Genomic DNA, 26,829 nt, shown 5'->3' on the forward strand with positions numbered 1-26,829 from the left:
GACCATTTTGTTACAAGGCTATTTACAATGAACGTGTCCGCTGTTTTCAACCAGTCCGGGGACGGTGATCCGGAACGGGCGTTTCTTCGCGAGCTCTTCCAGGTTGCGGTCAGCGCTGTGTCGGCTGAGCTCACTTTGCCCACACACCTTCCGGCCGAACCCCCGGGCCGCACCGTATTGCTTGCGGTGGGCAAAGCGGCCTCAGCAATGGCTGACACGGTCGCGCGACGATGGCAGGGCCCGATGTCAGGTCTCGCCGTCACCCGCTACGGCCACGGCATCGACCACCCGATAAGTAACCCGGACATCGAGGTCATAGAGGCAGGCCACCCCATTCCGGATGAGAACAGCATGCTGGGGGCGCGTCGGGCACTTGAACTGGTGCAAGGCCTTAGTGCGGATGATCTGGTGTTGGTACTGGTGTCCGGTGGTGGCTCCGCCCTCTGGTCCCTGCCTCTCGACAGCGTTGGCAAACAGATGAAGCGCGACATTACCGCGCAATTGTTACAGGCAAGCGCTTCAATCAATGAACTGAACACAGTCCGCAAATGGTTGTCCCGCATCAAGGGCGGCCAACTCGCAGCTGCTGCCGCACCGGCCCGGGTCGAGACGCTCATCATCTCGGACGTGGTCAACAACGACCCCTCACTCATTGCCTCTGGTCCAACTGTTCCGCGCAAGGAGAGTTACGACGATTTCCTGCGCGTCCTGGCTCGTTACAAGTTGCAATTGCCGGCGGCTGTTCTCGAAGACATTGAGCGCAATGGTAAGGCCGCCAGTGTCAGCAGCAATCACACAGGACAATGCAAGATCATCGCCGAACCGAACAATGCGCTGGCCGCAGCAGCGGACAAAGCCGCATCGCTCGGCTATGAGGTTCACGGGCTGGGCGACGCTATTGAAGGCGAGGCGCGGCTGGCCGCCGTTGAACACTCCAAGCTCGCGAAGACACTCGCAGAAACCGGCCGCCCCGCAATAATTCTGTCAGGTGGCGAAGTTACAGTGAACGTTGCCAACAAAGCCGGAATCGGCGGCCCGAACACGGAATTTCTGCTCGCGCTAGCGGTTGAATTAAACGGCGCTGCCGACATTTACGCGCTGGCTTGCGATACGGACGGCTATGATGGTGTTGGCAACAATGCCGGCGCGATAATTACACCAACCACATTGCAGCGAGCAGCACGGTTGAATCTCGATGCAGGAATCGCGCTTGCTGCCAATGATTCGGGCACATTTTTCGATGCACTGGGCGACCTCGTAGTCACTGGTGCAACTCGAACCAATGTAAGCGATTTCCGGGCGATCATCGTGCGCCCGATACAGCAGGAGCAATAGCCACAGTGAGCAAAGACAATACTGACAACGATTTCTCGTCGATCTGCACACGCTGGATGACGCGCCGCGAGGCTATGAAAGGGCTGCTGGCAGCCAGCGCTACCGCCACCACCATCAGCACGCTGACAGCGGCCTGCTCCACAGCCGGTGTCATCGACAACAACATCGCCTCGCCGCCGCCACTGAGCTTTACCGAAATTCCACACATGCTGGACAGCAATCACCACGTCGCGGCCGGCTATGACGCTGAAGTGCTGCTGTCATGGGGCGACCCGATCTTGCCCGGTGGCCGCACCTTCGACGCCAGCGCACAAACTGCCGCCGCACAGAGTCGGCAGTTCGGCTACAACAATGATTTTCTCGCCTACTTTCCACTGCCCGCCGGTGATCGCTCGCCCGACGACGAAGATCAGCGTGGCTTGTTGTGCGTGAATCACGAGTACACAAACGCCTATTTGATGTTCCCGGGCTACCGCAGTTGGCGCGACAGCGCAGTTGGTATTGACCAAGAGCAGGTCGATATCGAGATGGCGGCCCACGGCCACAGTGTTATCGAAGTTCGCAAGCAGGACGGTCGATGGTCGTTAGTTAGTGAATCGCGCTTTAATCGTCGCATCACGATGGACACGCCGATGCGCATGTCCGGACCTGCTGCGGGTCACGCGCGACTGCGTACGAGCGCAGACCCGAGCGGCACCCATGTACTCGGTACCATGGGGAATTGCGCCGGTGGCGTGACGCCGTGGGGTACCGTACTCATCGCCGAAGAAAACTTCCGCTACAACTTTGGCGGGCATCCCGAGGAATTGGCTGACAGTCATCCGAAAGAAGTCCGTAACTACACCCGCTTCCGGTTTGGCGATCACGAACGTCGTCAGTGGTACCGCTTTCACAAACGCTTTCACCTCGCCAACGAAGCCCATGAAGCGAATCGTTTCGGCTGGATGGTGGAGTTCGACCCTTACGACCCACAATCGGAACCGGTCAAACATACCGGCCTCGGTCGCTGCGAGCACGAGGGCTGCTCAATCGTAACGGAAGAAGGCCGGCCGCTGGTCGCCTACACCGGTGACGACGGCATCGGCGAGTACATTTACAAATTCGTCAGCAATGACAATTACCGGCGTGACAACGGCAAACGCAACAGCGCACTGTTCGATGACGGCATCCTGTACGCAGCACGCTTCAACGACGACGGCACAGGCAGCTGGCTACCGCTTATTTTCGGTCAGGGTCCGTTGACACCGGCAAACGGGTTTGCCGATCAGGGCGATGTGTTGATCGATTGCCGAATCGCGGCGGACCTGCTTGGCGCTACACCGATGGACCGGCCGGAAGACATCGACACCAATCCGCTGACCGGTCGAACCTATGTCATGTTAACGAAGAATACGGATCGCAAACGCACCGATGCAGTCAATTCGCGGGCCAACAATGCCTGGGGACAAGTGGTCGAAATCCTGCCTCCGGGTGTTGACGGCCAGCGCGATCACGTAGCACAGGACTTTGGCTGGGACATCTTCATTCTTGCCGGCGAGCCCGGCGAAAACAGTAAGGCCGGTGGCCAGTACGGCGCGGGGACCAGCGACGACGGCTGGTTTTGCAACCCGGACAACATCGCGTTTGATCCCTACGGCCGTATCTGGATGGCTACCGACAGCAGCAACCAATGCGGGTTTCACGACGGTCTCTGGGCGGCACAGACCGCCGGACCAGACCGCGCTGTTAGCCGGCACTTCTTTGGTTGCCCACGCGGCGGAGAATTATGCGGCCCCTGCTTTACGCCGGATGGCAAGACACTGTTCGTCGCGGTGCAACACCCGGCCGACGAAAAGGGTTCTACGTACCTTAACCCCAGCACGCGCTGGCCCGACTTCGACGATGCAGTGCCGCCGCGGCCATCGGTCGTCGCCATAACCCGCAATGATGGCAAGGTGATCGGCAGCTAGACGCTGACCCAAGCACCAACGTTGAACGGCGCAGAGGCGCCCGCAAGAACCATGGCTGAAATGGAAAGGACCTGAAATGGCTTACACCCTATTGCTGATACTGGCATCCGTTGTCTTCATAGTCCTGGCCACGACGCGCCTGCAATTGCACCCGTTCCTGGCTCTGATTCTGGCCGCACTCGGCTTTGGTCTGGGTTCAGGCATGTCCGGCACGGCAGTGATCGATGCCATCAGCGCCGGTTTCGGCGGCACAGTCGGTGCCATCGGTATCGTCATTCTGGCCGGCTCTATCATCGGTGTGTTTCTCGAAAAATCCGGCGGCGCATTGCGTCTCGCCGAAAGCATCATCAAGCGCTGCGGCGATAAACACATACCCGCTGCCATGGGCGGTGTTGGCTATGTAGTTTCGATGCCGGTCTATTGCGATACCGCTTTCGTCATTCTGTCGCCTCTTAACAAGGCCTTGTCCCGCAAAGCAGGTGTTGGCGTTGCCGCCGGTGCTGTCGCACTCAGTCTCGGCCTGTATGCGACCCACACGATGGTCCCACCGACACCCGGCCCGGTGGCCGCCGCCGGTATCCTCGACGCTGATCTGGGCCTGGTCATCCTGTGGGGCGTCGTCGCTTCGTTAGTCGCATTGTTTGCCGGCTGGCTGTTCGCAACCCGGGTTGCCGCAAAGATGGATATCCAGCCGGCGGCAACGAGCGAATCCGGGGAATTAGCGGCCGACGAAATTACGGTAAGCGCCGCTGACGCACCTGGCGTGCTCGCCTCCATCGCACCGATACTGCTGCCGATAGTGCTAATCCTGCTGCGCTCGGTTGCACAACTGCCGTCTGCTCCGTTTGGCACCGGCAGCTTGTACGCAACCCTCGACTTTATCGGCCACCCGGTTCTGGCCTTACTGCTTGGCGTCGGCATCGCATTCACACTACCGTCACGTTTCGATCGCAAGATGCTGTCGGCCGGCGGCTGGCTCGGTGATGCCGTCGCCGCTGCGGCACCGATCATCATCATTACGGCCGCAGGCGGCGCGTTTGGCAAAGTTCTGCAGAACGCGGATATAGGCGCGGCTCTCGGACCTTACATTGAAACAATCGGCCTCGGCGTTGTGATTCCGTTTGTACTCGCTGCTGTTCTGAAGACAGCGCAAGGCTCGTCAACCGTCGCAATCATTACCACGGCCAGCCTGATGGCGCCGTTCATGGTCGCCCTTGGACTGGACAGCGAAAGCGGTCGCGCACTGACAGTGATCGCCATCGGCGCGGGCTCAATGGTGGTTAGCCACGCGAATGACAGCTACTTCTGGGTGGTTACCCAGTTTTCAGGAATGGATGTGAAGACAGGCTACAAATTGCAAACACTTGGCACACTTGTCGAGGGCACCGCAGCAGCTGCTGTGGTTTGGATACTCAGCTTGTTTCTACTTCCTTAGCAGGATTACTAACGATGAATTATCGACTGACAAAACGTGAATTCCTATCATTGCTGAGCGTAGGTGGCGGGCTGTTAACTCAAGGCCTGGTCGTCGGGCCCGCATTGGCGGCCGGCGAAGTCCGCGGTACAGGTCGCTTGTTGCAGGGTCCTTTTGCCGGCGCAGTTACGCCTACCAGCATGAAAATCTGGTGCCGGGCAAGCGACGCGCTGCAGCTCTCGATTGCCTACGGTCCGGCTGCAAACCCGAGCGATGCACGCCTGACGGAAATCATTCAGCCAAATTCCGACAGCAATTTTTCCTGCGTTTTTACGCTAACCGGCCTTAGCCCCGGCACGCTGTACGATTACCGGGTGCTGATCAACGGCAAACCGGACCCTTACACAGGGAATCGCCACCTGCAGCAATTTCGTACACCGGCTCTGGCCTCAGACATGCAGCGATTCAGCGTTGGCTTCGGTTCTTGCGCACGCTATGCGCAAGACAATGAACAACTTATCTGGAAAGCCGTACACCGGCACCGCCCGGATTGGTTCTTCTGGACTGGCGACAATATTTACAACGACAGTGCCGACCTCGACACGATGGCCGACGAGTACCTGCGCCAGCGTTCAGTTGCCAGTTATCAGGATGTCGCAAGTTCAATTCCGCAAGTCGCGATCTGGGACGACCACGATTTTGGCTTCAACAATTCCGACCGCCACAATCCGATAAAGCAAGACGCATTGCGGGTATTCAAGAACGTGTGGGCCAACCCCGCCTACGGCCTGCCGGATACCGCTGGCGTGTTTTTTGACTACAACTATGGCGGCGTGGATTTTTTCTTTCTTGATTGCCGTTACCACCGTGACCCCAACAAAGATCCTGACCACGCGCAAAAGACCATGCTCGGCCAGCGCCAGAAAGAATGGCTAAAAGAGCGACTCGCGCGCAGCAATGCCCCTTTCAAAGTGCTGGTAAGCGGCAGTGGCTGGACGGCCGCGAAAGGACCAGGCGGTGACAGCTGGGCATCCTATCTGCACGAACGCAACGAGTTATTTGAATTCATCCGCCAGGAAAAAATTGGTGGCGTTGTGCTGGTTTCTGGCGATACCCACGTTGCCGAACTGAACGCCATCCCCTGGTCTGAACAGGGCGGCTATGACATGTATGACTTCGTCTCATCGCCGCTCGCGCAGGTTACGACAACTTCCTGGTTGAATCGACGGCCTGAGTTACGCATACGCCAGGCGTGGGGCGGGAGTACCAACTTTGGATTGATGAGTTTTGAGCTGACCGGAGAGCCAACTCTAACTTTTAATGTCATCGGCTATATGGGCGCGAGCGTCTGGGAGCCGTTCACAATACGTGCTTCGGAATTGCAAAACGGCGTATCAAGCTGGGCGACGAAAATGGACAGGAGGTCGATGCGGCGCTATCAACGCTTCCTCAAAGGTGAGCCGTACTTTCAATGAAGCCGATCAGATGAAGGCACTTCCCTCTTCCGCAACCGGCTTCCTGCGTTCTAGCTGCCTTCCGCTGAGTGGTGATCCTGCAGACGATCTGCGGCCGCCATCAATGTTTCTCGGGCACGCTGAAGATGCTCGTGCATTGCACTTCGCGCATCTTCCGGATTGCGACGTTTCAACGCATCGTAGATGGCCCGATGCTCATCAAGCCGGTCACCGTGCAACTTCTGGCTGGGGATGAAACGGTGCAACTGATTCCACAACTGGCCACGGGTATGCAATGCCCAAAGGCTGTCGATAACTGCGGTGAGCGCCGTATTGCGCGCCGCTTTGGCGATCTTGACATGGAACTCCCGGTCGTATTGCTCGTACGTCTCAAGCTGATTGAAGCTGTCTTTCATTTTTTGAATCAGCTGCTCAAGGGCCAAGAGTTCACGATCGGTAATGATCGCTGCAGCGGCAGCGACAAGCTCGCCTTCGATCATTCGACGCGCGTCGAGCAACTCGAAAGGGCTGACTCCGCGGTCGAAGATATTCACGCGCAACGGCTGATTTTGCCAAGCCTGCACGTAAATTCCTGCACCCTGCCGCACCAGAATCAAGCCATAAAGCTCGAGAGCAATAAGCGCCTCGCGAATCATGGGTCGGCTGGTTTCGAATTGCTCGGCCAGCTCGCGCTCTGTGGGCAGGCGCTGGCCAATACGGTATTCGCCCGAGTAGATCTTCTCGGCGATAGCGTCAGCAACTATTTTGTATCGTCTTGTAGACAACGCCCGGTCCGCGGTAATGAAACGCCCGAAAGCATACGCTCGGGCTGTTGATGTGATCAGGAATACTGTGAATTGTACGGCTGCGGTCACCGCATACCTAGCAAGAAATTCACTGCGGGCGCGGTAACAGCAGAATATCGGTTCTAGCAGCACAATTGCCAGTCGAACGTCAGTCTTGCCAGCATGGCAATTCACTATAGTCAGACCGTTTACGCGATCAGTTGGAGAAAGAAATGAAACGTCAGGTGGGAATTCTCATATTGTGTTTGTTCGCGGGTATTGCTGCTCCGCTTGCGGACGAAGTGCCGGTCTATCAGGCAGAGTTGCTTGCCCGCTTCGGGGCAGCGGATGCGCGGCAAGGTATTGCCGTTGACGCCGGATACTTTTACGCGACCAATAATTTCAGTATCACCAAGCACTCAAAGATAGACGGCGCCGAAGTGCTACGCTGGGCCGGTAGTGCCAAAGGCGATCCGTTGATCCATCTGGACAGCCTGTCCGAGCACGAAGGCCGCTTGTACGCCGCTCACTCTAACTACCCAATCTGGCCAATGACCAGTTCCGTAGAGGTCTGGGATGCGGCAACGTTAAAACACGTAGCCACTCACAGCTTCGGCATCTATCGCGGTTCGTTCACCTGGTTGGATCGCCATGACGGCTACTGGTGGGGTGCTTTCGCCAATTACGACAGGATTCACAAAGGCGAGACCGAACCGTACGGCCACACACGACGCACACAGGTCGTACAGATGGATGATCGTTTTAGTGTGCTGCAATCGTGGGTCATTCCTGACGGCATACTCGAGCGTTTAAGCCCAATGAGCAATTCCGGCGGGTCCTGGGGCCCGGATGGCTTGCTGTATCTTACCGGGCACGATCACGGAGAGGCCTACGTTATGCGCATACCGGAAGCAGGCTCTGTATTGCAGTGGATCGCGACAGTGAAAATCCCTGTCATGGAAGGTCAGGGCATCGCCTGGGATCGCTCCACAAACGACAGAGTCCTCTGGGCGATTCAGAAGAAAGGACGAATCGCAGTGCAGGTGGGCATGCCTGAAATCTCGCACGCGACGCAGTAGCTCAACAGCGGCTCACCCCTCTGGCGCATACGCGCCGCTTGGTACCGATATTGCGGGTACCAGCAGCAAATCGCGGATTCAGCCTACCCTCCCGGGCATTACGCCCGGGAGCGAATTCGCCTTTTTTCCCATTCGGACGGTAAACTTTGCTGCGGGTTGATTATCAGCAACGGGAGCTACGGAATGTTATCAAACAAACCCTTCTGGATACTGCTGATCATGGCCGACCTCGTTTTCTTCACCGCGCCCATAGTCTTCGTCCTGGCAGCACTCACCAACGGCATGGGTATCGGCACGACGGTCGAAGCGCTGGCCGCTCAGTACTCCACCGACCGCACCAACCTGCTGGTTATCAGCCTGATGGCGCTAGCGCCTATGCTTTTGCTGACGCTGATCATCTGGATCGGGCGGCGATTCGGCAAATTCGCACACTCCGGCGGCACCGTAGCACTTGGCGGCTCATTGGCCATCCTGCTCGTCACGGTGTTCGTGAACCTCGAGTATTGGCCAAAATTCCTGCCCGCGCGGACCTTTCTCGGTTGGCCGCACGGTATCGAGTTTCTGCTGGGCCCCGCAATCGCGGCGCCCGTCGCGATGTTGATCGGTATGATCATCGGCATGCTGGCAGCACGCCGATGATTCGCCTGATTCCGGCGATCGCGCTCCTGTTGCTGTACGCGGCACCGGCCGATGCGTGTCGTTGCGCGCAACGCAATCTTGCCGAGTATTTCGATGACGCCGACACCGTTGCAGTCGGCGCACTGGTTGAAACAGAAGTACGCGATGGGCTCCGCTATCTGCATTTCGATCTCGCCGGGCCGAGTTACAAAGGCAAACCGCTGCGGCCAACGGGCAGTCGCCTGACCGTCACCACCAGTACCGATTCAGCAAGCTGCGGCATTCACCCGGAGATATCCGCGATCTACGTGCTGTTCGCCTACCCCGGCGACGACAATGACGGCAGCCCGTTGCACGTCGATAGCTGCAACGGCACGCGTGTACATCTACCCGCTCATGGCGAAGAACCGATAGGCTATCAGGACGTTCCGCCCCGCTTCGTCGCGCAACAGCTGAACGGACTCGCCGGGATGAACGTGTTGCGCGAAGTATCCGCCAATGCACCGCAGCCACATTCTGCGGACAACGAACGGCTGATCGGCCTGCTGGATCTTGCGCCACTCGCGCACGGCGGACACGTCAATGTGTATTCGGCGCCCGACGCGACGCTCGAACCACTCGCACGTATTGCCGACTACAGCGCGCTGGAAAGTCGCGAGTACAGTTACGAACAACCCGGCACAGTTGTCTACGCGGCAATTCCCGACTGGTACCGACTGAAGCTGGCCGACGGCCAGTTCGTCTGGGTGAGAGCTGCCGAGACCGGCACGTTTTTCAGCTACCCGGAACTGGCCATCAATCGCCTGAACTATTTGACGGACGCGTGGACCGGTTTCGTCTGGCCGGAACCGGGCGCTGGCCTGCCCTACCGCGACCCGCGTGTTGCCGTCAATGACGATGCCGAATACCCGGTCGAAGTACACGAGATGATGCTGGTCGGTGGAATGCCATTCCTGCGTGTCACCGTTTTAAAGGGTGACGTGTGCAGTGGCGACAAGCCGGGCATACGCGCAACCGGCTGGATTCCGGCCTTTGGCGTCAATGGCGAAGCAACCACCTGGTTCTGGTCACGCGGTTGCTAGCCGCGTAGATCGCGCAAACGTATCCAGCCGGTGCCGCAGTTCCTGCGCCTAGTCGTCGAACTCCATCGCGAAATGAAAGCAGTTCACGTGAAAGCCCGCTGCAAAATAGAACTTGTGCGCACGATCCCGCTGTACACCGGAGTCCAGGTGCAACATCTGGCAACCTTCGTCGATGGCAAACTCCCGAAGCCAGCTTATCAGCACATGCCCGTAGCCTCGTGAACGCAGTGACGGGTCAGTGACCAGGTCGTCAACGTAAATCGTGTCACCAGCGAACAGGGTATGCATGAAGCGGTAGCCCGCAACCGCCGCCACTTTCCGGTTCTCCTCGATATAGGCGAGATTGAAGCCGTTCTCCTCCATCCCGCGAACCGTCTCGACGAACGTTTCCGCTTCAAGATGCGGGCGCAGGAATTTCAGGCAATCCAGACATGCCATGATCTCGGCATCGGTCTCTGCAATTCGCACCTCTGTGTGTGTCTTTCCCGCGTTGTTGGTCATTCGCTGTCAGTCCCTGTTCGAGTTGAGTGCATTCCGGCCGGTAGGTACAGCCCGGGTAGCGGCATGGACTGGCCGATTGTACCGATGTGGCGCGGATTCGCCGTCATATCCCGGCTGAGCAATGCCGGGCAATCCAGTAGAATGTCCGCTTCGCGTCGAATCCGGCCACCCTGCGACGACTAATGGTGACCGGATACTGTCGATCTCCGCCAACCGGAAGCCCTGATGACACAAGAGCTCGCCCGCTATCACCGGCAAATGCTGCTGCCCGGCATCGGCGAAGACGGACAGCGCCGCCTGCTGGGTTCGACCGCCCTGATCCTGGGTTGCGGCGCGCTCGGTACCGTGTCAGCAGACATGCTGGCGCGCGCTGGCGTCGGCCACCTGATCATCGTGGACCGGGATTTTATCGAGCTCACCAACCTGCAACGCCAGGTATTGTTTGACGAGCAGGACGCTGCTGACGCATTACCGAAAGCAGAAGCCGCACGGCGCAAGCTTGCGAAAATCAATTCGCAAGTCACGGTCACCGCCATCGTTGACGACATCAATCACAGTAACATCGAGCGCTTTGCAAGCGACGCGGACATCATCATTGATGGTCTCGATAATTTTGAAACCCGTTACCTCGCCAACGACTGCGCGGTAAAGCATGGTATTCCCTATATGTACGGCGGCGCCGTCGGCACCACGGGCATGAGCCTGGCCGTCCTGCCGCACACGGCGAACGGCAACAGCGCCTGGGAGCAAACGGCTACGGGGAACCTGGCGAGCCCGTGTTTTCGCTGCCTGTTTGAAGAAGCGCCGGCACCCGGGACAAGCCCGACCTGCGACACCATCGGGGTGCTTGGCCCCATTGTTTCGGTCATCGCCAATTTCCAGAGTGCGGAAGCCATCAAAGTCCTGACCGGCAATTTTGCGGCGGTCTCACGCACGATGCTGAACGTCGACATCTGGACCAACGCAATTACCCAGCTCAAGGTCGGCAAGGCACGCGACAACGGCAACTGCCCCGCCTGCCGGCAACGATCGTTTGAGTTTCTTGATGGCAAAGCCGGTTCGCGCAGTACGGCTCTGTGCGGTCGCAATGCGGTACAGCTTACTCATCGGCAGAATAAGGGCCGGGTGAATCTTGAAGACATGGCCCACCGCCTCAAAGCGCACGGCCATGTAGTCGTGAACGAATTCATGCTGCGGGCAACCATCAGTGACAATACTTACGAACTGACAGTGTTCAACGACGGCCGCGCGATAGTAAAAGGCACGGACGACGCCAGCGTTGCGCGGAGTGTGTACGCGAAGTACGTGGGCAGTTAAGCCCGCTCGTACCCTGGAGTCATGGCACAGAGCGGACTGATCGGTAGCCTGTTTATGGCAGACCGGCATAAACCCAGCTAAAGACTTGGGTAGACTCGAGAGTGAGCGTTCGGGTCCACGCAGGATCAGACCCGCGGACGAGACACCGCGCTGTTTTTTCTGAGCATTGGTGTCGATTTCGACGGCGCACAGACGACAACGTGTACAGCGTTCCAATGACAGGGGGAATTATCGTGACTGCAATCAGGGTTCTGGTAGGCACAAGAAAAGGGGCTTTTATCCTCACCTCCGATGCCGCACGCAAGAAATGGTCCGTCGATGGCCCTCACTTTGCCGGCTGGGAGATTTACCACATGAAGGGTTCACCACTCGATCCCAACCGTATTTTCGCCTCACAAACATCCAGCTGGTTTGGTCAGATCATCCAGCGTTCGGATGACGGCGGCAAAACCTGGGTGCAACCCGGCAGCGAAAGCGACGAGCCAAAAACCAACGACCACGGCATGCCGAAGGGCGAGAGCAACAAGTTTGTTTATGACACGTCGGCAGAAACCGGCAAGCCACTAACCACCCATCAGTGGTACGACGGCACTCAGCACCCGTGGGAGTTCGCCCGTGTCTGGCACCTGGAACCGTCACTGGACGATATCGATACCTGTTATGCCGGCGTTGAAGACGCCGCCTTGTTCAAAACCACTAACGGCGGCAAGACCTGGCACGAGCTCGCCGGCCTGCGCGGTCACGATACCGGCGCTGGCTGGAGTCCCGGTGCCGGCGGCATGTGCCTGCACACGATCGTGCTCGACCCGGCCAACAAGCAGCGTATTTTCTGTGCAATCTCTGCCGCCGGTGCATTTCGCTCCGACGACGGCGGCAAGACCTGGAAAGCGATAAACAAGGGCCTGCATTCCGAATACATCCCGGACCCGACGGCGGAAGTTGGCCACTGTGTGCACCGCGTTGCGATACATCCAACCAACCCGAACATACTGTTCATGCAAAAGCACTGGGACGTCATGCGCAGCGACGACGCGGGCGATACCTGGCGCGAAGTCAGTGGCAACCTGCCGAGCGACTTTGGCTTCCCCATCGCCGTGCACTCACACGAACCGGAGACGATTTACGTCGTACCCATCGAGAGTGACTCGCTGCATTACCCGCCCGAGGGCAAACTGCGCGTGTATCGCAGCCGCTCCGGTGGAGAAGACTGGGAAGCACTGACGAAAGGTTTGCCGCAGGAGCACTGCTACGTGAATGTCCTCCGTGATGCGATGGCAGTTGATACCGCAACACCGTGCGGCGTTTACTTCGGCACAACCGGCGGCCAGGTGTACGCCTCAGCGGATGACGGCGACAGCTGGGCACCGATCGTGCGCGACCTGCCCGCCGTACTCTCTGTCGAAGTGCAAACCATTCCATGATTCGTGTAAGCATGCCGCTGCACTTGCGGACCCTGGCCAACGTGGATGGCGAGGTGCTACTCGAGGTCGCCGCCCCCGTTACCACCAACAGCATACTGGACGCGCTCGAAGCGAAGTTCCCGATGCTGTGCGGCACCGTTCGCGATCACGTCAGCCGTGAGCGACGCCCGCGCGTGCGGTTCTTCGCTGTCCAGGAGGACATCACGCACGACTCACCGGACGAACCGCTGCCCGCAGCGATTACCAATGGCGATACTCCGTTTATGATCGTTGGCGCAATATCGGGAGGCTAGTACCAGAAGGAGTCGGCCAGCACCGGACGCGAGCGGCCGCCGCAATATCAGTGCCTCAGTGCCTTGGTCACTGCGCGCGCCAGCTGCGGCTGCAGTTCGGACTGGAACCACGGGTTCTTCTTTAGCCAGATGTTGTTGCGCGGGCTGGGGTGCGGCAGCGGAATAACAGCCGTTCCGTAATCCCGCCAGTGCCGCACCGTTTCGGTCAGGTTTTTCTGCGTCGCGTCGAGATGCCAGGCCTGCGCGTATTGGCCAATCACCAATGTCAGGCGAATATTGCCGAGAGCCTGCAGTAACGGCTTGCGCCACGCCGGTGCGCATTCCGGACGCGGTGGCAGGTCACCCGACTTGCCAGTGCCGGGATAGCAAAAGCCCATTGGCAGAATGGCAATCCTGCTCTCGTCATAGAAAGTCTCGCGGTCGATACCCATCCATTCACGCAAGCGATCACCGCTGGCGTCGTCGAACGGCACGCCGGATTCGTGCACACGCTTGCCCGGCGCCTGCCCCGCGATCAATATTCGCGCCGCTTTGTCAGCCTGCAACACCGGCCGCGTACCGTGCGGCAAGTGCGCTTTGCAGATCGTACAGGCGCGCACTTCTTTCAGTAATTTGTCGAAGCCTGGCATTCAGTCGCTACCTTCAGCACCCCGAATCCAGAGGTGGCTGTACCAGCCGTACACGCCCTTTTTCGACATGTGCGGTGCGGTGCAGGTGTACTTGCTGCGACCGGGCGGCAACGACGCAGCGGCCCGAACCTCGACACTGTGCTGACCCAAACGCTGCATGGACAACCGCTCGCCACTGTTGTTGAAGCAACTCAGTTGCTCGATATTGAAACGGGGATCGTCCATAAACAACTGCAAAGACGGTGGCGCATCGTTATCTCTTAATCTCGGCGGTGGATTCCGCAGCTTGACCGGTAGCGGTTCAGAGTTAACCCGTTCCGCGAACGCCGTCATGCCCGCATGTGCCGTCGACATTGGAAAACGCGGCACCGCTGTCAATGACGAAGACTGCCCCGCCGCGCCGGACTGCTGCCCAAGGCCGTACCAACCGAGATCAGCAAGACCCTGTTCGACTTCGTCATTGAACTCACCGTACGGCCAGGCGTACACCCGCGGTGCCACCCCCACTTCGGCGCGTATGCGCTCTTCGGCCTGCTTTGCGTCCCGCAGAAAGTGCTCCAGTCTGTCGTCTGCAGAACCGCCAGGTAGCAACGCCAGCGCCGATCCGTGGACCACCCCGTGATTCGCAATCTGCGCACCGCTGTCCGCCAGTGTCCGCAACTGCTTCCAGTCCATGTACGCAGAGAAGTCGCGATCGATGTAGTCGGTACTGACGAAGACCGTGAACGGGTAATCGTGTTCCCGCAGCAACGGCCATGCTTCCTCAAACACTGACACGTAGGCATCATCGAACGTTATCGCTACGCTGTTCTTCGGGAAGGGTTTGCCCTTGGTCAAACGCCAGAGCACTTCATCCAGCGGCAACACGACGTAACTTTCCTCACGGAGAAAGCGGAGGTGAGCAGCGAACATGTCCGGCGTCACGCTGGTACTTGCGGGTGTGCCGGTCGCTACGTGGTGGTACAGCAGAATGACCACGTGATCGTCGACCAGGCCTTCGTCATCACTTTGCGACAATGCAACACTGGTATAGAGCAACAAGACAAGAGCCAGGCAGACTGCCGCGTTCAACGGCGAAACGATACGCTCACAATTCACGATCACGGCCCTGAACGACCAGTTGTCGTTTCAGACTGATCGGGTTCTAGGTTGTTCTGCAGAATCATCGCCTTCACTTCCCGAACGTACGCGTCGCGCCGTTCTGAATACTCCGTCAAATGCTCCGCGAGGTGCAAGGCTGACAGCTTTTCGCCGTTCGCTCGCATAGTTTCGCGCGCTACACGCAGCTCAAGGTAACTGCGATGACTGTTCAGGTTGTCCATGTAACTGGCAACGGCGTCGTGCACACTTTCGAAACGCCGAACCTCGTGGCTGCGACCGCTGGCACGATTGGACGGCACCATGCCGCAACCGCGCGAGAAACACCATTCGCCGAACAGTGCATTACCGTTGCGGGCAAACCGCGAACGACCCCAGCCGGACTCTTTCGCCGCTTGCACAAGCACCAACGCTTCCGGGATGACATCAACCCGGCGCAGCAGCAATTGCCGGGCCTCGTCCGCCGACAGCGCTTCCAGATCAACGCCGTGGCGCCCGGCAAGTGCCGCGTACCGGCGGCGCTCGAAGAAGCTCATTGACTTTGTGTCACCCAGCGCCACCAGCCACGCGCGATCATTGCGGATGCGACTATTGTGGTGACGAACAATCGGTTTTAGAAACGCAAAGAAAGCCGCTTTGCGCGCGGCGATGTCGTCCACCGGCAAGTCGGGTAATGATTGCTCGCCAACGTGCGGGAGTTCAACGCGGAATAACAGCAAGCCGCCGACGACAAAAACGGCGAGCGCCGAAATAAGTGCGTAGCGTGTCTTTATCTGAATTCCGTCTTTATCCATCCAGGTTTTCCTGTTTCGGCAGCGAAACTCGATTACGACACCGGCACAACATCACCAGGATGGCACGAGCCAGGCCCAACCACGCCGGTCGAATCACTCAGCCAACATCGCGCGCACGGCGTCTCTTTCTTCGGCCAGCCGGTAATAACGCTCAATGGCGTCCGCGCCAGGTCGCTGATCCGCGTCGTCCAGCACGCCGTAGAGATACGCAACCTGATCAACAAGTCTTGGCTGCATGTAGATGCCCTCTTCCGTCTTCAGCAACGCAAGCGCCGCCTGCAGTTGCTTCCGTCGGGTCTCGTTCGCATTGCCGCGCGCGGTCAACCGGTCCAACTCATCACTGAGTCTAGCTTCCAGTCGGCGCACATCATCAAGCAGCGCCAGAATCTGCAACTGCAGCGTGACCTGATCCTCGATATCAGTCAGTGCCGTACCAAACTCCAGTACGCGGGGATCAGCCAGCAACTCGAACGCGTGTTCAGTTGCTGCCGAACCCACGGTGAGCCGCACCCGATAGCGGCCCGGTGCCGCCATCGGTCCGTTGCGGTAACGGCGTTTGACGTCTTTGTGCCAGGCACCACGGTGCGTCATATCCCAGCGAAAACGGTTCATCCCTTTGTTCGCCGACAAGGTTTCGTCCACCACGTAGTCAACTTCATTGCTGGCCATGTCACGCGATTCACCGGCCTCGTCGGTTGCTTCGCCATCCGCAGCGCGATACGAATTCAAGACCCGACCACTCATGTCGAGGATATCGAGACGCACATCGTCGTCCGCCGCCGGCAGGTAGTAATCAATTACAACAGCCGGTCGTGGGTACTCCGGAACGCCGGAGTCATCACTGTAGGAATGCCGGTATCGGTACGTGTCCTTCGGCTGAAAAAGCGTGACGGCCTCGTCGGCCAACTCGAAATCTGCCTGCCGCAAGGTTGTCACGTTGTCGAGCAGCCAGAACCCACGGCCCATCGTCGACAGCACCAGATCGCCCCGGTGCAGCTTGATATCCGTCACCGGTGTTACCGGCAGATTCTGCTGAAACGACTGCCAGCTTTCGCCATCGTCCAGTGAAATGAACATGCCGAACTCAGTGCCTGCGTAAAGCAGCCCGGGCCGTACCGGATCTTCACGCACGACACGGACGGGGTAATCCGCCGGAATGCCGTTCGTGCCGTCGGTCAACAGCGTCCAGCGCTGGCCGAAGTTATTTGTCTTGTAGATATAAGGCTGCCAGTCGCCAAGCTGGTAACGCAGCACCGAAACGTACGCTGTCGCCGCATCGTGTGGTGACGGTTCGACGGAATCCACGCGGCCGCCTTTCGGCATGCGTGGCGTCACGTCCTGCCAGTTTTCGCCGTTGTCACGGGTCACGAACACCGGCCCGTCATTGGCGCCGGTCCAGATTACGCCTGCCTGCAGCGGCGACTCGCGCAATGAGTACAGCGTGCTGTAGAACTCTTCGCCCGTGATGTCGCGTGTGATCGGGCTGCCGGAAATAACTTGTTTATCCGCTTCGTTAGCCGTCAGATCCGGTGAGATCGTCTCCCAGGTAATGCCATCGTCAGTCGTGCGATGCACGAATTGCGAGCCGTGATAAACAACGTCCGGATCGTGCGGCGAAACATGGATGGGCGACACGCGCTGAAAGCGGTAGCGCAGATCCTTCGGATTGTGGCCGTACATGTTGGCCGCACCGACGTAGTAAGCCTTCTCCTGCCCCGTCCGTTTGTCATAGACACCGAAACGGCCCTTGCAGTTGGCATAGACGATGTTGTGATTACCCGGCTTTGGCACGGCAGGGCCGGTTTCGCAGCCGCCGGTATGCAGCAGCCAGCCGAGCTTGCTCTGCGTCGGGCCCGGTGCCTGACTTGGCACGGCGATGGTCGTGCCATTGTCTTGCTGCCCACCGTACAGCCAGTACGGGTACTGGTCGTCTACTTCGACCTGGTAGACCTCAACCGTCGGTTGATTGAACTGCGTGGACCAGGTCTTGCCGCCGTTCCAGGTAACATTCGCACCGCCGTCATTGGCCTGAATAAAGAGCCGAGGGTTATTCGGATCGATCCACATGTCGTGGTTGTCACCGTGCGGCGGCCGCAGGCGCGTCCAGCTCTCACCGCCATCAATGGACTTCAGGTATCCGGTCGCCATCGCGTACAACACGTTCGCGTCTTGCGGGTCGACATCCAGATTGCCGTAATAGAACGGTCTTGTGCGTATACCGCTCTCACTCGAGACCTGCTTGAACGACTCCCCTTGATCCACCGATTTGTACAAACCGCCTTCGTCACCGGGCGCCTCAATGAGTGCGTACACAATGCTGGTATCCGACGCACTGATGGCGAAATCGATTTTGCCAATCAACCCGGCAGGCAGGCCGCTGGTGATTTTGTTCCAGTTTTCCCCGCCATCGACCGACTTCCAGATACCGCCGGTCTCAGCCGCTCCGCCGCTGATGATCGTCCAGGGCGTGCGTTGCGCTTTCCATGCCGCTGCAAAAACGATATCCGGGTTACCCGGCAGCAGTTCGACGTCGGCGAAGCCCGTCGTCGTGGAATGCTGCAGCACCTTCTCCCAGTTCTTGCCGCCGTCCGTGGTTTTGTAAATGCCACGTTCTTCATTGGCGTTGAAAGCCTGACCGATGGCAGCCACCCAGACTGTATTGTGATTGCGCGGATCAATCTCCACAGCACCAATGTGGCCGGTATTCTCCAGACCAATGTGCACCCAGGTCTCGCCGCCATCGACCGATTTGTACATGCCCTTGCCCACTATCACATTGCTGCGCAAGCCATCTGAGCCGGTACCCACGTAGACAATGTTGGCATCGTTTTGCGCAACGGCGATGTCGCCGATTGATGGCGATGCAAAATAGCCATCCGACACCGGCTTCCAGGTTTCGCCATAGTCGTCGGTCTTCCATACGCCCGCGCCGGAGCCACCAAGGTAGAACGTACCTGGTGCAGCGACGGCGCCAGCTACAGCGGTTACCCGCCCGCCACGTGTCGGTCCGAGATTGCGGTACTGAAAACTATCGAATGCTTGTGCGCTGGCAAATTCCGTGATCAGCAACAACGCCGCTAACAGGGCGAATGGCAGTTTCAATTTCATAGCTACTCAATCTGTAGTGCCGCAAGGTGCCATGAGGTTATCACCCTGAGCTACAGCGTCCACTGCGACCCGGCGCTCAGGGAGCAGCGATACTGAACGAATGCGTCTCGGCCAGAACCGTATCGCTGTCATCCAGCAACAAGCGCACGGTATAGCGGCCCGGCGGCAACGACCACACACCGTCGGCTGACGCCGCTGACAGGGTTGTCGTGCCGTTGAGCGCCGCGCGAATGTGCTGCCAGACGAGCGCCCCTGAATCTGCATCTACAGCGAATACGCCGAGCCAGTCGTAGCGGTATCCCGGTGCGTTGCGCCAACTGATGAGCAGCGGTTCGCCGCTGGCATAGCGGTCTTTGCTCATGGCCACCGCCGGCGGGTCATTTACGACCGACAGCAACGAACTGCCAAGCTGCCTGCCCGCCTCGTCAACGAGCACGATGTCGTAGCTACCTTCGATCGCCAATGGTGGCAGAGACAACTGGCGGGTTTTGTGGCTGATGGGGTAGCGCTCCGTTGCCGCACTGCCGTGCTGGCTTACAGTCACGTAGGCACTCGCGGCAATACCGCTGAAGCGAATAACGACTGGTTCGTCGCTCCGGTATATGCGTTGCTCAGACGTCACGATGGCTGGCGCCGGAGCGGCGACGACCTGAAAATCCGCGATGAGCGCGCGGTGATCGCTGGGCCACGGATCGACGGGCACGGCAACATCCTGAGCACCGCTCTCTCCCGCCAGACGAACGCTTTGCAGTTTTGCAGGACCGGCGTACCAGATGAAATCGATCCGGCTCTGCCAGGCACCTTCTGCCTCCGGATCGTAACCGGACAATGGCGGTCGCGCTGCCCACCAGGTAAAGCCCGGGTTCAATAGCGGGTCGGGATACGCCTCGCGGTAGCTATCGCGAAAGCCCGCTGCCGCAATGGCCGCAGCTACCGGCCAATTGACCGGGTAGCGGCGAGCCGGGTATTTCACGATTGCGGCGGGCGACCAGTCGGCCGCAGCTGGTGAATTGAAATCGCCGGCAACGAACACAGGGATTTTCTGGCGTTGCAAGACTGGCAGCACCGCAAGGTATCGCTGCATTTCCGGTAACCGTACTTGCTGCTCGAGCTGAACCACGTCAGCCAGTGATCTGCCATCCCTTATCCAGTCCTCACCGTACGGATCGGATGGCAAGTGCACGTTCGCAACCGCTACGACCTGATCGGGCGCAACTTCTACCAGCAGGTAAATGCCGTCGGCCTCCGGCGGGTCCAGCAGCGGGAATCTCGACACAATGTGGTTGCGCAGGTTGTAGTGCCAGCCAAGTTGCCCGGCAATTATCCCGAGCTCGCCGTACGGTTCCTGCAAGGCAACGATGTCCGGGTCCGCAGACTTGATCGCGCGGATGACGCTGTCGAAACTGACGTACGCGCCGCCCAGTTCAATGTTGAACGACATGATCCGCAGTGGCGTGGCAACGCCATCCAGCGCGGTTACCTGCGGCGACGCGGCCGGGTGTTCGTACCTGCTTGCGCACGTTGCCAACACCGTCAATGATGTTGCTGCCGCAACGGCAAACAGTATGACGACAACAAAACGACGACCGGCAACGAGCATGCGCTTATCTCCGGAGTACAGATTACGGCTAAGGACTGGTCTTCGGCCGCAATCTGCGAAGTAAACGGTCAACAGCTTCCGCTGCGGCCAGCGGCTACTTCATGCGGGTCGCGACGTAGTTGCGTATGTCCAGACTCAGGTCTTCCATCGGGGCGTAGTAGCCGTGTTCGAACGGTGCCGAATGCATGCCACGTTGCACGCGTTCACAGATGCGCCAGTCCTGCTCATTCACGAGGTGCCAGAAGTCGCCTGAATCCGTCGGATCAAAATCCGCCGCTTCGATGGCATTCGGGTGGAACAACAGACGGCAATCAATCAGTGTTTCTTCCGGACCCAGCGGGAACAACAGGAACGCCGCCGCGTGGTCCATCGCCAGACTCAACATCAGGTTTGGGTAGATCAGTTCGCCGAAATGCCGGACTTTCTCTACCTCGTTCAGACCGGGCATTGGCGGCCGCGTGGTCTTGCCAGTCATCGTGAACGTGTTCGTGCCCTCGCGTTGCGGCACGCCCGCTTCCCAGTCCAGACCGTGTGCGCCTTTCTCGCGGAAAGCCGGCACTACCGTGCACAGCTCAGGGTGCACGCCCGCGCAGTGATAACACTCGTTGTAGTTTTCGAGGATGACTTTCCAGTTGGCGGCTACCCGATACTCGTGCCGCCAGTGGCTCTGCAGTTCATGCAGCGGATAGCGCGCAACGCGTTCGACGATCGGGCCCAGCTGCTGCAGGACTCCCGTTGAATTATCCGCCTCTCTTGATAAACGCAGAAAAATGAAGCCGCCCCATTCCTGCAGCGGTACGCCGTACAAAGGCAGCTCGCTCTTGTCGACGTCGATGTGCGGCGTATTCTGCAGACTACCGTCCAGACCGTAGGACCAGGAGTGGTAGGGACACCGAATGCGCTTGCGAAAATGCCCGCTGCTGACGCTGGCATCGGTCGAGTCAATCAGCTGACAACCACGGTGACGGCAAACGTTGTAGAACGCACGCAACTTTGAGTCTTCACCACGCACAAGCAGCAACTGTTCGCCCGCGAGTGCCAACGTGCGGTAGTCGCCGACCGCCGGAAGTTCTTCACTGCGTGCCACGCAAAACCACTCGGCTGAGAAAATATCGCGGCACTCCTGCTTGAACCAGGAATGCTCCAGATAGGTATCGCGATGCAATGTCTGTTCCATCGGCCGCCGTAGTCCGTGCTGCGAATTGCGAGTTGGCGCAGATTATCACAGAGCATTTACCGGCCCTGCCGCTGGTATTCCATATCGTGGTGAAAATGCTTGAGCAGGTGGCATTAGCCGCTACGCTACACCTACAAACCCGAATGGAACGCCTTAATGCCGGCCAGCAACAAATACGACGCAATCATCATTGGCGCTGGCCATAACGGCCTGACGACGGCAGCGTATCTCGCCGCTGCCGGCTTGCGCACGCTGGTCCTCGAGCGCCGCTCTGTCGTCGGTGGCTGTGCTGTTACTGAAGAAATCGACAGCGAGAAGGCGCCGGGATGCCGGGTGTCAACGGCGTCTTATATCGCCAGCATGTTGCGACCGGAAGTGATCCGCGACTTGCGGCTTGCGGACTACGGGTTGCGTATGGTCGCCTGCGAACCCGGTGTGCAGGCCGCACTCCCGGATGGCCGCGTCGTGTCGTGGTGGGGTGACCGCAACAAACTGGCAACGCACTTGCGAGAAATCGCGCCCGCCGATGTCGATGCGTTCTTCGCACTCGACGACGAACTGCGCCGACTCGCGCTGTACCTGCAGCCGTTTTTCCTGAATCCGCCACCGGACCCCGAGCGTCAGGGCCTGGCGCGTATCGGCGAACTCTGGCGCATGGCCAAACCCTTCAAGGGCATTGCCGGTCGTGACGTCGCGGGCCTGACCCGTTTCATGACGATGTCGCTCGGCGACCTGCTGGACGAGCGCTTCGAGTCTGATGCCATCAAGCGGCTCATCCTATCCAACAGCCTGTATGGCAAACACGGCGGCCCGTACCAGCCGGGTACCGCCATGGGCCTGTTGTTTCATCTGCTGTCCGGCGGTGAAGAGGAACGCCAGGGTTTCGCGGGCCACGTGATCGGCGGCATGGGTGCCATTACTCAGGCCATGGCCCAGTCCTGTCGCGATCGTGGCGTCACCATCCGCTGCGACACGGAAGTTCGGAGTATTGATCGCAAAGCGTCGCGTGTGTGCGGTGTCACTCTGACCGACGGCACGACAATAGACGCCGCACTGGTCGTCTCGAATGCCGACCCCAAACGTACGTTTCTTGGACTGTGCGACCGCGGGGCATTGCCGGACGATTTTATTCGCGCCGTCGAAGCGATCAAGATGAACGGCCCCTGCGGCAAGGTTAATTTTGTCATGGATGCCGAACCGCAAGTAACCGGCATGCCAGCGACCCACTCACTGACGGAACGCTCGTTGTTCACACTGCCGCCGTCGCTACTGGAAGCCGAAGACTCCTACCACGATGCTTTGATGGGACGATTGCCCGCGCACCTGTGGGTGGACTGCGTGCTTGCCTCCAACGTGGATGCCAGCCTCTGCAGTGACGGCCGGCATGTCATGACCTGCTTCGTGCAATACCTGCCCTACACGCTGGCGGACAGCGGCTGGAACGAGCAGCGCGAAGTCCTCGGTGACCGGGTTACTGCCATCATCGACAGCTACGCGCCAGGCTTCAGCAATTCAGTCATCGCCCGTCGGGTACATACGCCGCTCGATCTCGAACAGGCGTTCGGGATTACCGAAGGTAATATTTTTCACGGCGATATCAGCATCAACCAGCTGTCGTTCATGCGCCCGGTGCCGGGCTATGCGCAATACCGAACGCCGATAGAGGGCTTGTACCTGTGCGGTGCCGGCACCCACCCCGGCGGCGGCGTCACCGGCGCACCCGGCTATAACGCTGCTCGTCGCATTCTGGCAGACCGCCGTTGACGAGCGGACCTATTGGTAATCGCGTGGAATGGTTTCCGTCCAGCGCTTTTCGCGGATTTGCTTGCCATCCTGACTAAGACGACGCCGAAAGTCGTAGTACAGATTCTCGCGATCGCTGCGCAAGTACAGCTCGCCTTCCCATAACAAGGTGCGATCCGGAAGTTGCATTTCGATGCTGTGCTGGCCGCGCACGGCTGTGTTTTCCGGGTGCTCGTCCGAGGTTCGATGCTCAATGGATTCGCGCCAGGTTTCGATGCCCCAGGGAAAACGGGACGACGACGAGTTCTCCAGCGTTACCACGGCCTCATTGGTCTTCGGGTCGCGCTTGATAGCCGACACCTCGCCATAGCCGGAGGCGTTACCACTGTTGAGCGTCGTGTAGCCGTCCAGTACCGGGTTATCAGCCGGCGGCAAAAAGTCCGCGGCCGGCATGCTGTCGGCCGGGAGCAAAGGCAACGAAATCCGTGCACCACTATCGCCGCCGACCCGCAGCTCGGTGCTCATCAGTTCAGGCGTGGGCCAGAACATCGGCCATTGCGCGTTGCTGATCGAGACACGAATCCGGTGTCCTTTTGCAAACACCCAGGACGTGAAATGCAGCTCGATCTCCAGCGGGAAAAATTCGCCGGGCATGACACTTTGCGGTTTGCTCGCTGAGTTCCGGTGCGTGCCGTTGAAGCCGGCGCCGGTAATCAGGGTCACCTGCCCATCCGGCGCGACATCGGACAAGCGTACAAACCAGTTGGCGCGCTCAGCACTCGCGGCAACGTTGAGGTGTGCCAGTGGCAAGCCCAGTATTTCCACAGCCTCATTGAGTGGTTCGCTGTCATAGACCAGGCTGTGCTTATCGGTCGGCTGCTGGTCCGGCGCAATGTCGCCCCACCACATGACCGGCCCGCCGGCTTCGATGCCTGTCGATGGCCGGTATTGCAGCGCGTGAACGGCCGCGTCAGCTGGCATTGAAGTTGTCAGCGTGTGATCGCCCTGAGCGTGCAAGGTCAGGGTATCCGCATTGGCGGGTGGCCATTCAGCTATGTTCTTCCAGCGCCCGTCGATGTAATCGAGATCGGTCTGCGGCGGATGCCAGTCGCGCATGTAGGCCACGAGTTCGGGACCATCGTGATAGCCGTTGTCGACACCGCGCAGCCACTGATCGAGAAACTGCACCGCTTCGTCGCGCCATTCCATGCCCGGGTTCGGCCACGGGTCGTGCGGGAACGCGTGCGTCCACGGTCCGATGATGGCTTTCGCTGGTGCATTCAGGTTCTCCAGCATGCGCGGCAGGCTGCCGCGATAACCGTCATACCAACCGCCGATATGCAGGCTCGGTACTTTGATCTTTCCGTAAATATTCTGGATGGATTCACGGTTCCAGAACTCGTCGTAACGTTGGTGCCGCAAATAGGTCAAAGTCCATGGCTCGGTGTCGAAGCGGTTCTTAAAGTAGGCCTCGTCTATCTTGAACTCTGGCGCACCCGGGCGTGCGTTATCCACCTCCTGGCTCATCAGCCACGAATCGACGTGCAGAATACCGTCGATGTAGTGCACGTCTTCCTGGTACAAGTCTTCGGTCGCGTCCACCGCGATGAACGCCTTGAGCGCGGGCGGGTTCCGACCTGCCAGCTGAATGGCATTGAAACCACCCCAGGAAATTCCGAATACAGCAACGTTGCCGTTGGCAAATGTCTGCTTTGACAGCCAGTCGATGACGACTTCGCCATCATCCAGTTCCTGCACCGAATACTCGTGCGGAATCAGCCGTCCTTCGCTGTTGCCGGTACCGCGGATATCAACCCGCGCGACAGCGTAGCCGCGCTCGAGAAAGTAGGAATACAGCTGGAGGTTTCGCGATCGCGATTCAACTCGCCGGTACGGCAGGTACTCGAGCAGCACCGGGTACGGCCCGGCACCGGATGTCGGCAAATAGATATCGGCGGCGAGTTGCGTACCGTCCGGCATCGGAATCATGGCGGGCTGCGACAACTGAGCCGGCGATGTGCTGCACGCCGCGAATGCCAATACCGCTACCGCCGACAGCACGAGACAGAGTTTACGCATGCTCACCGCCTGCCGTTCGATCACCGCGAATGAAACACCAAAGCACAGCACCGAGTAAGGCGAACAACGCGCCGGTCGATACCGCCATGGTCCAGCCGAAATGGTAGGCAACAAACGGCACCAGCAAGCCGCCGGCAAAGCCCGCACAGTTACCGCCAGTATTGAGCACACCGCCCGCTGAACACGCGTGCCGACCCGATACAGCAATCGTGGTGGCCCAGTACGCCGCCTCGGTGAGCTGCGTGCAGCCGAAGCAGATGCACAGCAAAGTAACCGTCATCGTTACGGTCGTCGCGTTGGCGCCGAGGTACAACAGCACGGCACACATCAACAGACTGGGAATTGCCAGCCAGCGCGGCCCCCAGCGCAAGCCGAAGCGCTTGCTGAGCCGGTCACAGACAAGCCCACCGAGTGTCGCGCCGATTGCACCCAGTATCCACTGCGCGGAGGTCAGTATGCCGGCATCCTGCGCACTGAACTCACGCACCTGGACGAGGTAGTAGAAAAACCAGTTAAAGAACAGGTAGAACACGTAGTTCATGCAGAAGTAGCTGATCGTCAGCAGCAAGACATCCGGGTTGCGTAACGCGATCAGCCAGGCGTTTTTCGCCGCCTCGGTCGGCACCGGTGACCGCCCTGCGTCAATCAGCTGCAATTCACGCGCATTGACCGACCGATGTTCCTTCGGGTAGTCGCGCACGTACCACCACCAGACACCCGCAAGTGCAAACCCTACCGGGGCCGTGACGAACAGGGCGCCACGCCAACCGTACAACTCGATCAGCCAGACCATCAACGGCGCGGTGGCCGCAGCGCCGAGAGTGAGGCCCGTGCTCGACAGCCCGTTGGGCAAACCCCAACCACCGATGGGAAACCAGTTGGAGACAACACCGCAGCCGGTGACCGGGAATAACGGCGCCTGCGTCACGCCCACCAGAAAGCGCAGAATAACGAGCGCGCCAAGGACCACACCCGTCGCCACGCTCGCCGTTCCCGGCACCATTCCGGTCAGCAGCGTCAGCGTGCCCCAGCAAAATGCGGTAATAGCGAGTACCCGGCGTGCGCCGAAGCGGTCACCCAAAAAGCCGCCGGGTATCTGAAACAGGGCGTAGCCAGCGGCGAAGGACGAGAAGATCAGCCCGAGCTGCTGCTCGGTAAGGCCAAGGTCGGCGATCAGGTCTTCGCCAATGATCGACATGTTGCTGCGCAGCAGGTAGGCGATGAAACTCGCAACAACAATCAGGAGCATTATGCGCCAGCGAATGCCGCTGTCCCGATCTACCCGTTCGAGTCCCTGCATGGATACCCCATTAACGATGCGGCGCTCAGCCGACACTGCATGCTGCCAGAAAG

At 59.2% G+C, this 26,829-nt stretch carries 21 protein-coding genes; 11 read left to right on the forward strand and 10 right to left on the reverse strand.

The genetic code is table 11. The annotated features are described in order from the left end of the window. The first annotated feature begins 27 nt into the window (after positions 1-27). From AC0L8N_RS07510 to AC0L8N_RS07525, 4 genes are all read left to right on the forward strand, one after another. On the forward strand, positions 28-1,335 hold the full coding sequence (locus AC0L8N_RS07510; RefSeq protein WP_473666981.1) for a glycerate kinase type-2 family protein: 1,308 nt from the start codon (positions 28-30) through the stop codon (positions 1,333-1,335). Between the two features lie 5 nt (positions 1,336-1,340). Further along, the gene (locus AC0L8N_RS07515) at positions 1,341-3,284 is read left to right on the forward strand and encodes a PhoX family protein (protein WP_473666982.1); all 1,944 of its coding nucleotides are present in this window, start codon (positions 1,341-1,343) and stop codon (positions 3,282-3,284) included. 76 nt (positions 3,285-3,360) lie between these two features. Continuing rightward, entirely contained in the window at positions 3,361-4,719 is a 1,359-nt protein-coding gene (locus tag AC0L8N_RS07520; protein WP_473666983.1) for a GntP family permease, read from the forward strand. A gap of 14 nt (positions 4,720-4,733) precedes the next feature. Next, the gene (locus AC0L8N_RS07525) at positions 4,734-6,173 is read left to right on the forward strand and encodes an alkaline phosphatase D family protein (protein WP_473666985.1); all 1,440 of its coding nucleotides are present in this window, start codon (positions 4,734-4,736) and stop codon (positions 6,171-6,173) included. Positions 6,174-6,223: 50 nt separating this feature from the next. Here AC0L8N_RS07525 and AC0L8N_RS07530 read toward each other — a convergent pair whose 3' ends face one another. After that, positions 6,224-6,937, reverse strand: a complete 714-nt coding sequence (locus AC0L8N_RS07530) for a FadR/GntR family transcriptional regulator (protein ID WP_473666986.1) — start codon at positions 6,935-6,937, stop codon at positions 6,224-6,226. 233 nt (positions 6,938-7,170) lie between these two features. Between AC0L8N_RS07530 and AC0L8N_RS07535 the strand changes: the two genes are divergently transcribed. The 3 genes from AC0L8N_RS07535 to AC0L8N_RS07545 all read left to right on the forward strand — a co-directional run bounded on the left by AC0L8N_RS07535 (position 7,171) and on the right by AC0L8N_RS07545 (position 9,716). Next, positions 7,171-8,016, forward strand: a complete 846-nt coding sequence (locus AC0L8N_RS07535) for a hypothetical protein (RefSeq protein ID WP_473666987.1) — start codon at positions 7,171-7,173, stop codon at positions 8,014-8,016. 183 nt (positions 8,017-8,199) lie between these two features. Beyond that, the gene (locus AC0L8N_RS07540) at positions 8,200-8,655 is read left to right on the forward strand and encodes a hypothetical protein (RefSeq protein WP_473666988.1); all 456 of its coding nucleotides are present in this window, start codon (positions 8,200-8,202) and stop codon (positions 8,653-8,655) included. Continuing rightward, entirely contained in the window at positions 8,652-9,716 is a 1,065-nt protein-coding gene (locus AC0L8N_RS07545) for a hypothetical protein (protein ID WP_473666990.1), read from the forward strand. The genes AC0L8N_RS07540 and AC0L8N_RS07545 overlap by 4 nt, the downstream gene beginning before the upstream one ends. Before the next feature lie 48 nt (positions 9,717-9,764). Here AC0L8N_RS07545 and AC0L8N_RS07550 read toward each other — a convergent pair whose 3' ends face one another. Then, positions 9,765-10,217: a GNAT family N-acetyltransferase gene (locus AC0L8N_RS07550; protein WP_473666991.1), complete on the reverse strand. Its 453-nt coding sequence runs from the start codon at positions 10,215-10,217 to the stop codon at positions 9,765-9,767. Between the two features lie 225 nt (positions 10,218-10,442). Between AC0L8N_RS07550 and AC0L8N_RS07555 the strand changes: the two genes are divergently transcribed. From AC0L8N_RS07555 to AC0L8N_RS07565, 3 genes are all read left to right on the forward strand, one after another. Further along, complete coding sequence (locus tag AC0L8N_RS07555; RefSeq protein ID WP_473666992.1) at positions 10,443-11,534, forward strand: ThiF family adenylyltransferase; 1,092 nt, start codon at positions 10,443-10,445, stop codon at positions 11,532-11,534. A 233-nt stretch (positions 11,535-11,767) separates the two neighbouring features. Beyond that, the gene (locus AC0L8N_RS07560) at positions 11,768-12,955 is read left to right on the forward strand and encodes a WD40/YVTN/BNR-like repeat-containing protein (protein ID WP_473666993.1); all 1,188 of its coding nucleotides are present in this window, start codon (positions 11,768-11,770) and stop codon (positions 12,953-12,955) included. Further along, positions 12,952-13,248: a MoaD/ThiS family protein gene (locus AC0L8N_RS07565; RefSeq protein ID WP_473666994.1), complete on the forward strand. Its 297-nt coding sequence runs from the start codon at positions 12,952-12,954 to the stop codon at positions 13,246-13,248. The genes AC0L8N_RS07560 and AC0L8N_RS07565 overlap by 4 nt, the downstream gene beginning before the upstream one ends. 47 nt (positions 13,249-13,295) lie before the next feature. On the opposite strand, the gene AC0L8N_RS07570 is transcribed toward AC0L8N_RS07565, so the two are convergent. The 6 genes from AC0L8N_RS07570 to AC0L8N_RS07595 all read right to left on the reverse strand — a co-directional run bounded on the left by AC0L8N_RS07570 (position 13,296) and on the right by AC0L8N_RS07595 (position 21,654). Further along, positions 13,296-13,877 carry a uracil-DNA glycosylase family protein gene (locus AC0L8N_RS07570; RefSeq protein WP_473666995.1) on the reverse strand — a complete coding sequence of 194 codons (582 nt, stop codon included), beginning with the start codon at positions 13,875-13,877 and terminating at the stop codon, positions 13,296-13,298. Continuing rightward, positions 13,878-14,975: a polysaccharide deacetylase family protein gene (locus tag AC0L8N_RS07575; protein ID WP_473666996.1), complete on the reverse strand. Its 1,098-nt coding sequence runs from the start codon at positions 14,973-14,975 to the stop codon at positions 13,878-13,880. Positions 14,976-14,977: 2 nt separating this feature from the next. Beyond that, a complete protein-coding gene (locus tag AC0L8N_RS07580) occupies positions 14,978-15,769 on the reverse strand; it encodes a glucosaminidase domain-containing protein (RefSeq protein WP_473666997.1) in 792 nt (263 codons plus the stop codon). Positions 15,770-15,862: 93 nt separating this feature from the next. Further along, a complete protein-coding gene (locus AC0L8N_RS07585) occupies positions 15,863-18,877 on the reverse strand; it encodes a WD40/YVTN/BNR-like repeat-containing protein (RefSeq protein WP_473666998.1) in 3,015 nt (1,004 codons plus the stop codon). 76 nt (positions 18,878-18,953) lie between these two features. After that, the gene (locus tag AC0L8N_RS07590; protein ID WP_473666999.1) at positions 18,954-20,477 is read right to left on the reverse strand and encodes an endonuclease/exonuclease/phosphatase family protein; all 1,524 of its coding nucleotides are present in this window, start codon (positions 20,475-20,477) and stop codon (positions 18,954-18,956) included. A 94-nt stretch (positions 20,478-20,571) separates the two neighbouring features. Then, positions 20,572-21,654, reverse strand: coding sequence for an aromatic ring-hydroxylating oxygenase subunit alpha (locus AC0L8N_RS07595; RefSeq protein WP_473667000.1), 1,083 nt, complete (start codon positions 21,652-21,654; stop codon positions 20,572-20,574). A gap of 156 nt (positions 21,655-21,810) precedes the next feature. Between AC0L8N_RS07595 and AC0L8N_RS07600 the strand changes: the two genes are divergently transcribed. Next, positions 21,811-23,418 carry a phytoene desaturase family protein gene (locus tag AC0L8N_RS07600; protein ID WP_473667001.1) on the forward strand — a complete coding sequence of 536 codons (1,608 nt, stop codon included), beginning with the start codon at positions 21,811-21,813 and terminating at the stop codon, positions 23,416-23,418. 9 nt (positions 23,419-23,427) lie between these two features. Here AC0L8N_RS07600 and AC0L8N_RS07605 read toward each other — a convergent pair whose 3' ends face one another. Further along, positions 23,428-25,476 carry a CocE/NonD family hydrolase gene (locus AC0L8N_RS07605; protein WP_473667002.1) on the reverse strand — a complete coding sequence of 683 codons (2,049 nt, stop codon included), beginning with the start codon at positions 25,474-25,476 and terminating at the stop codon, positions 23,428-23,430. Continuing rightward, positions 25,469-26,812 (reverse strand): MFS transporter, encoded by a 1,344-nt coding sequence (locus AC0L8N_RS07610; protein WP_473667003.1) that lies wholly within the window; start codon positions 26,810-26,812, stop codon positions 25,469-25,471. The genes AC0L8N_RS07605 and AC0L8N_RS07610 overlap by 8 nt, the downstream gene beginning before the upstream one ends. Positions 26,813-26,829: the final 17 nt, after the last annotated feature.

The sequence above is a fragment of the Woeseia sp. D3-10 genome (assembly GCF_055809415.1).

Bases quoted from the DNA above. Each gene is read 5' to 3' on its own strand.
- AC0L8N_RS07510 (WP_473666981.1), top strand. From the start codon at position 28: ATGAACGTGTCCGCTGTTTTCAACCAGTCCGGGGACGGTGATCCGGAA.
- AC0L8N_RS07565 (WP_473666994.1), top strand. From the start codon at position 12,952: ATGATTCGTGTAAGCATGCCGCTGCACTTGCGGACCCTGGCCAACGTG.
- AC0L8N_RS07595 (WP_473667000.1), bottom strand. From the start codon at position 21,654: ATGGAACAGACATTGCATCGCGATACCTATCTGGAGCATTCCTGGTTC.
- AC0L8N_RS07600 (WP_473667001.1), top strand. From the start codon at position 21,811: ATGCCGGCCAGCAACAAATACGACGCAATCATCATTGGCGCTGGCCAT.
- AC0L8N_RS07580 (WP_473666997.1), bottom strand. From the start codon at position 15,769: ATGGATAAAGACGGAATTCAGATAAAGACACGCTACGCACTTATTTCG.
- AC0L8N_RS07570 (WP_473666995.1), bottom strand. From the start codon at position 13,877: ATGCCAGGCTTCGACAAATTACTGAAAGAAGTGCGCGCCTGTACGATC.
- AC0L8N_RS07535 (WP_473666987.1), top strand. From the start codon at position 7,171: ATGAAACGTCAGGTGGGAATTCTCATATTGTGTTTGTTCGCGGGTATT.
- AC0L8N_RS07590 (WP_473666999.1), bottom strand. From the start codon at position 20,477: ATGCTCGTTGCCGGTCGTCGTTTTGTTGTCGTCATACTGTTTGCCGTT.
- AC0L8N_RS07555 (WP_473666992.1), top strand. From the start codon at position 10,443: ATGACACAAGAGCTCGCCCGCTATCACCGGCAAATGCTGCTGCCCGGC.
- AC0L8N_RS07545 (WP_473666990.1), top strand. From the start codon at position 8,652: ATGATTCGCCTGATTCCGGCGATCGCGCTCCTGTTGCTGTACGCGGCA.
- AC0L8N_RS07540 (WP_473666988.1), top strand. From the start codon at position 8,200: ATGTTATCAAACAAACCCTTCTGGATACTGCTGATCATGGCCGACCTC.
- AC0L8N_RS07605 (WP_473667002.1), bottom strand. From the start codon at position 25,476: ATGCGTAAACTCTGTCTCGTGCTGTCGGCGGTAGCGGTATTGGCATTC.
- AC0L8N_RS07585 (WP_473666998.1), bottom strand. From the start codon at position 18,877: ATGAAATTGAAACTGCCATTCGCCCTGTTAGCGGCGTTGTTGCTGATC.
- AC0L8N_RS07550 (WP_473666991.1), bottom strand. From the start codon at position 10,217: ATGACCAACAACGCGGGAAAGACACACACAGAGGTGCGAATTGCAGAG.
- AC0L8N_RS07525 (WP_473666985.1), top strand. From the start codon at position 4,734: ATGAATTATCGACTGACAAAACGTGAATTCCTATCATTGCTGAGCGTA.
- AC0L8N_RS07520 (WP_473666983.1), top strand. From the start codon at position 3,361: ATGGCTTACACCCTATTGCTGATACTGGCATCCGTTGTCTTCATAGTC.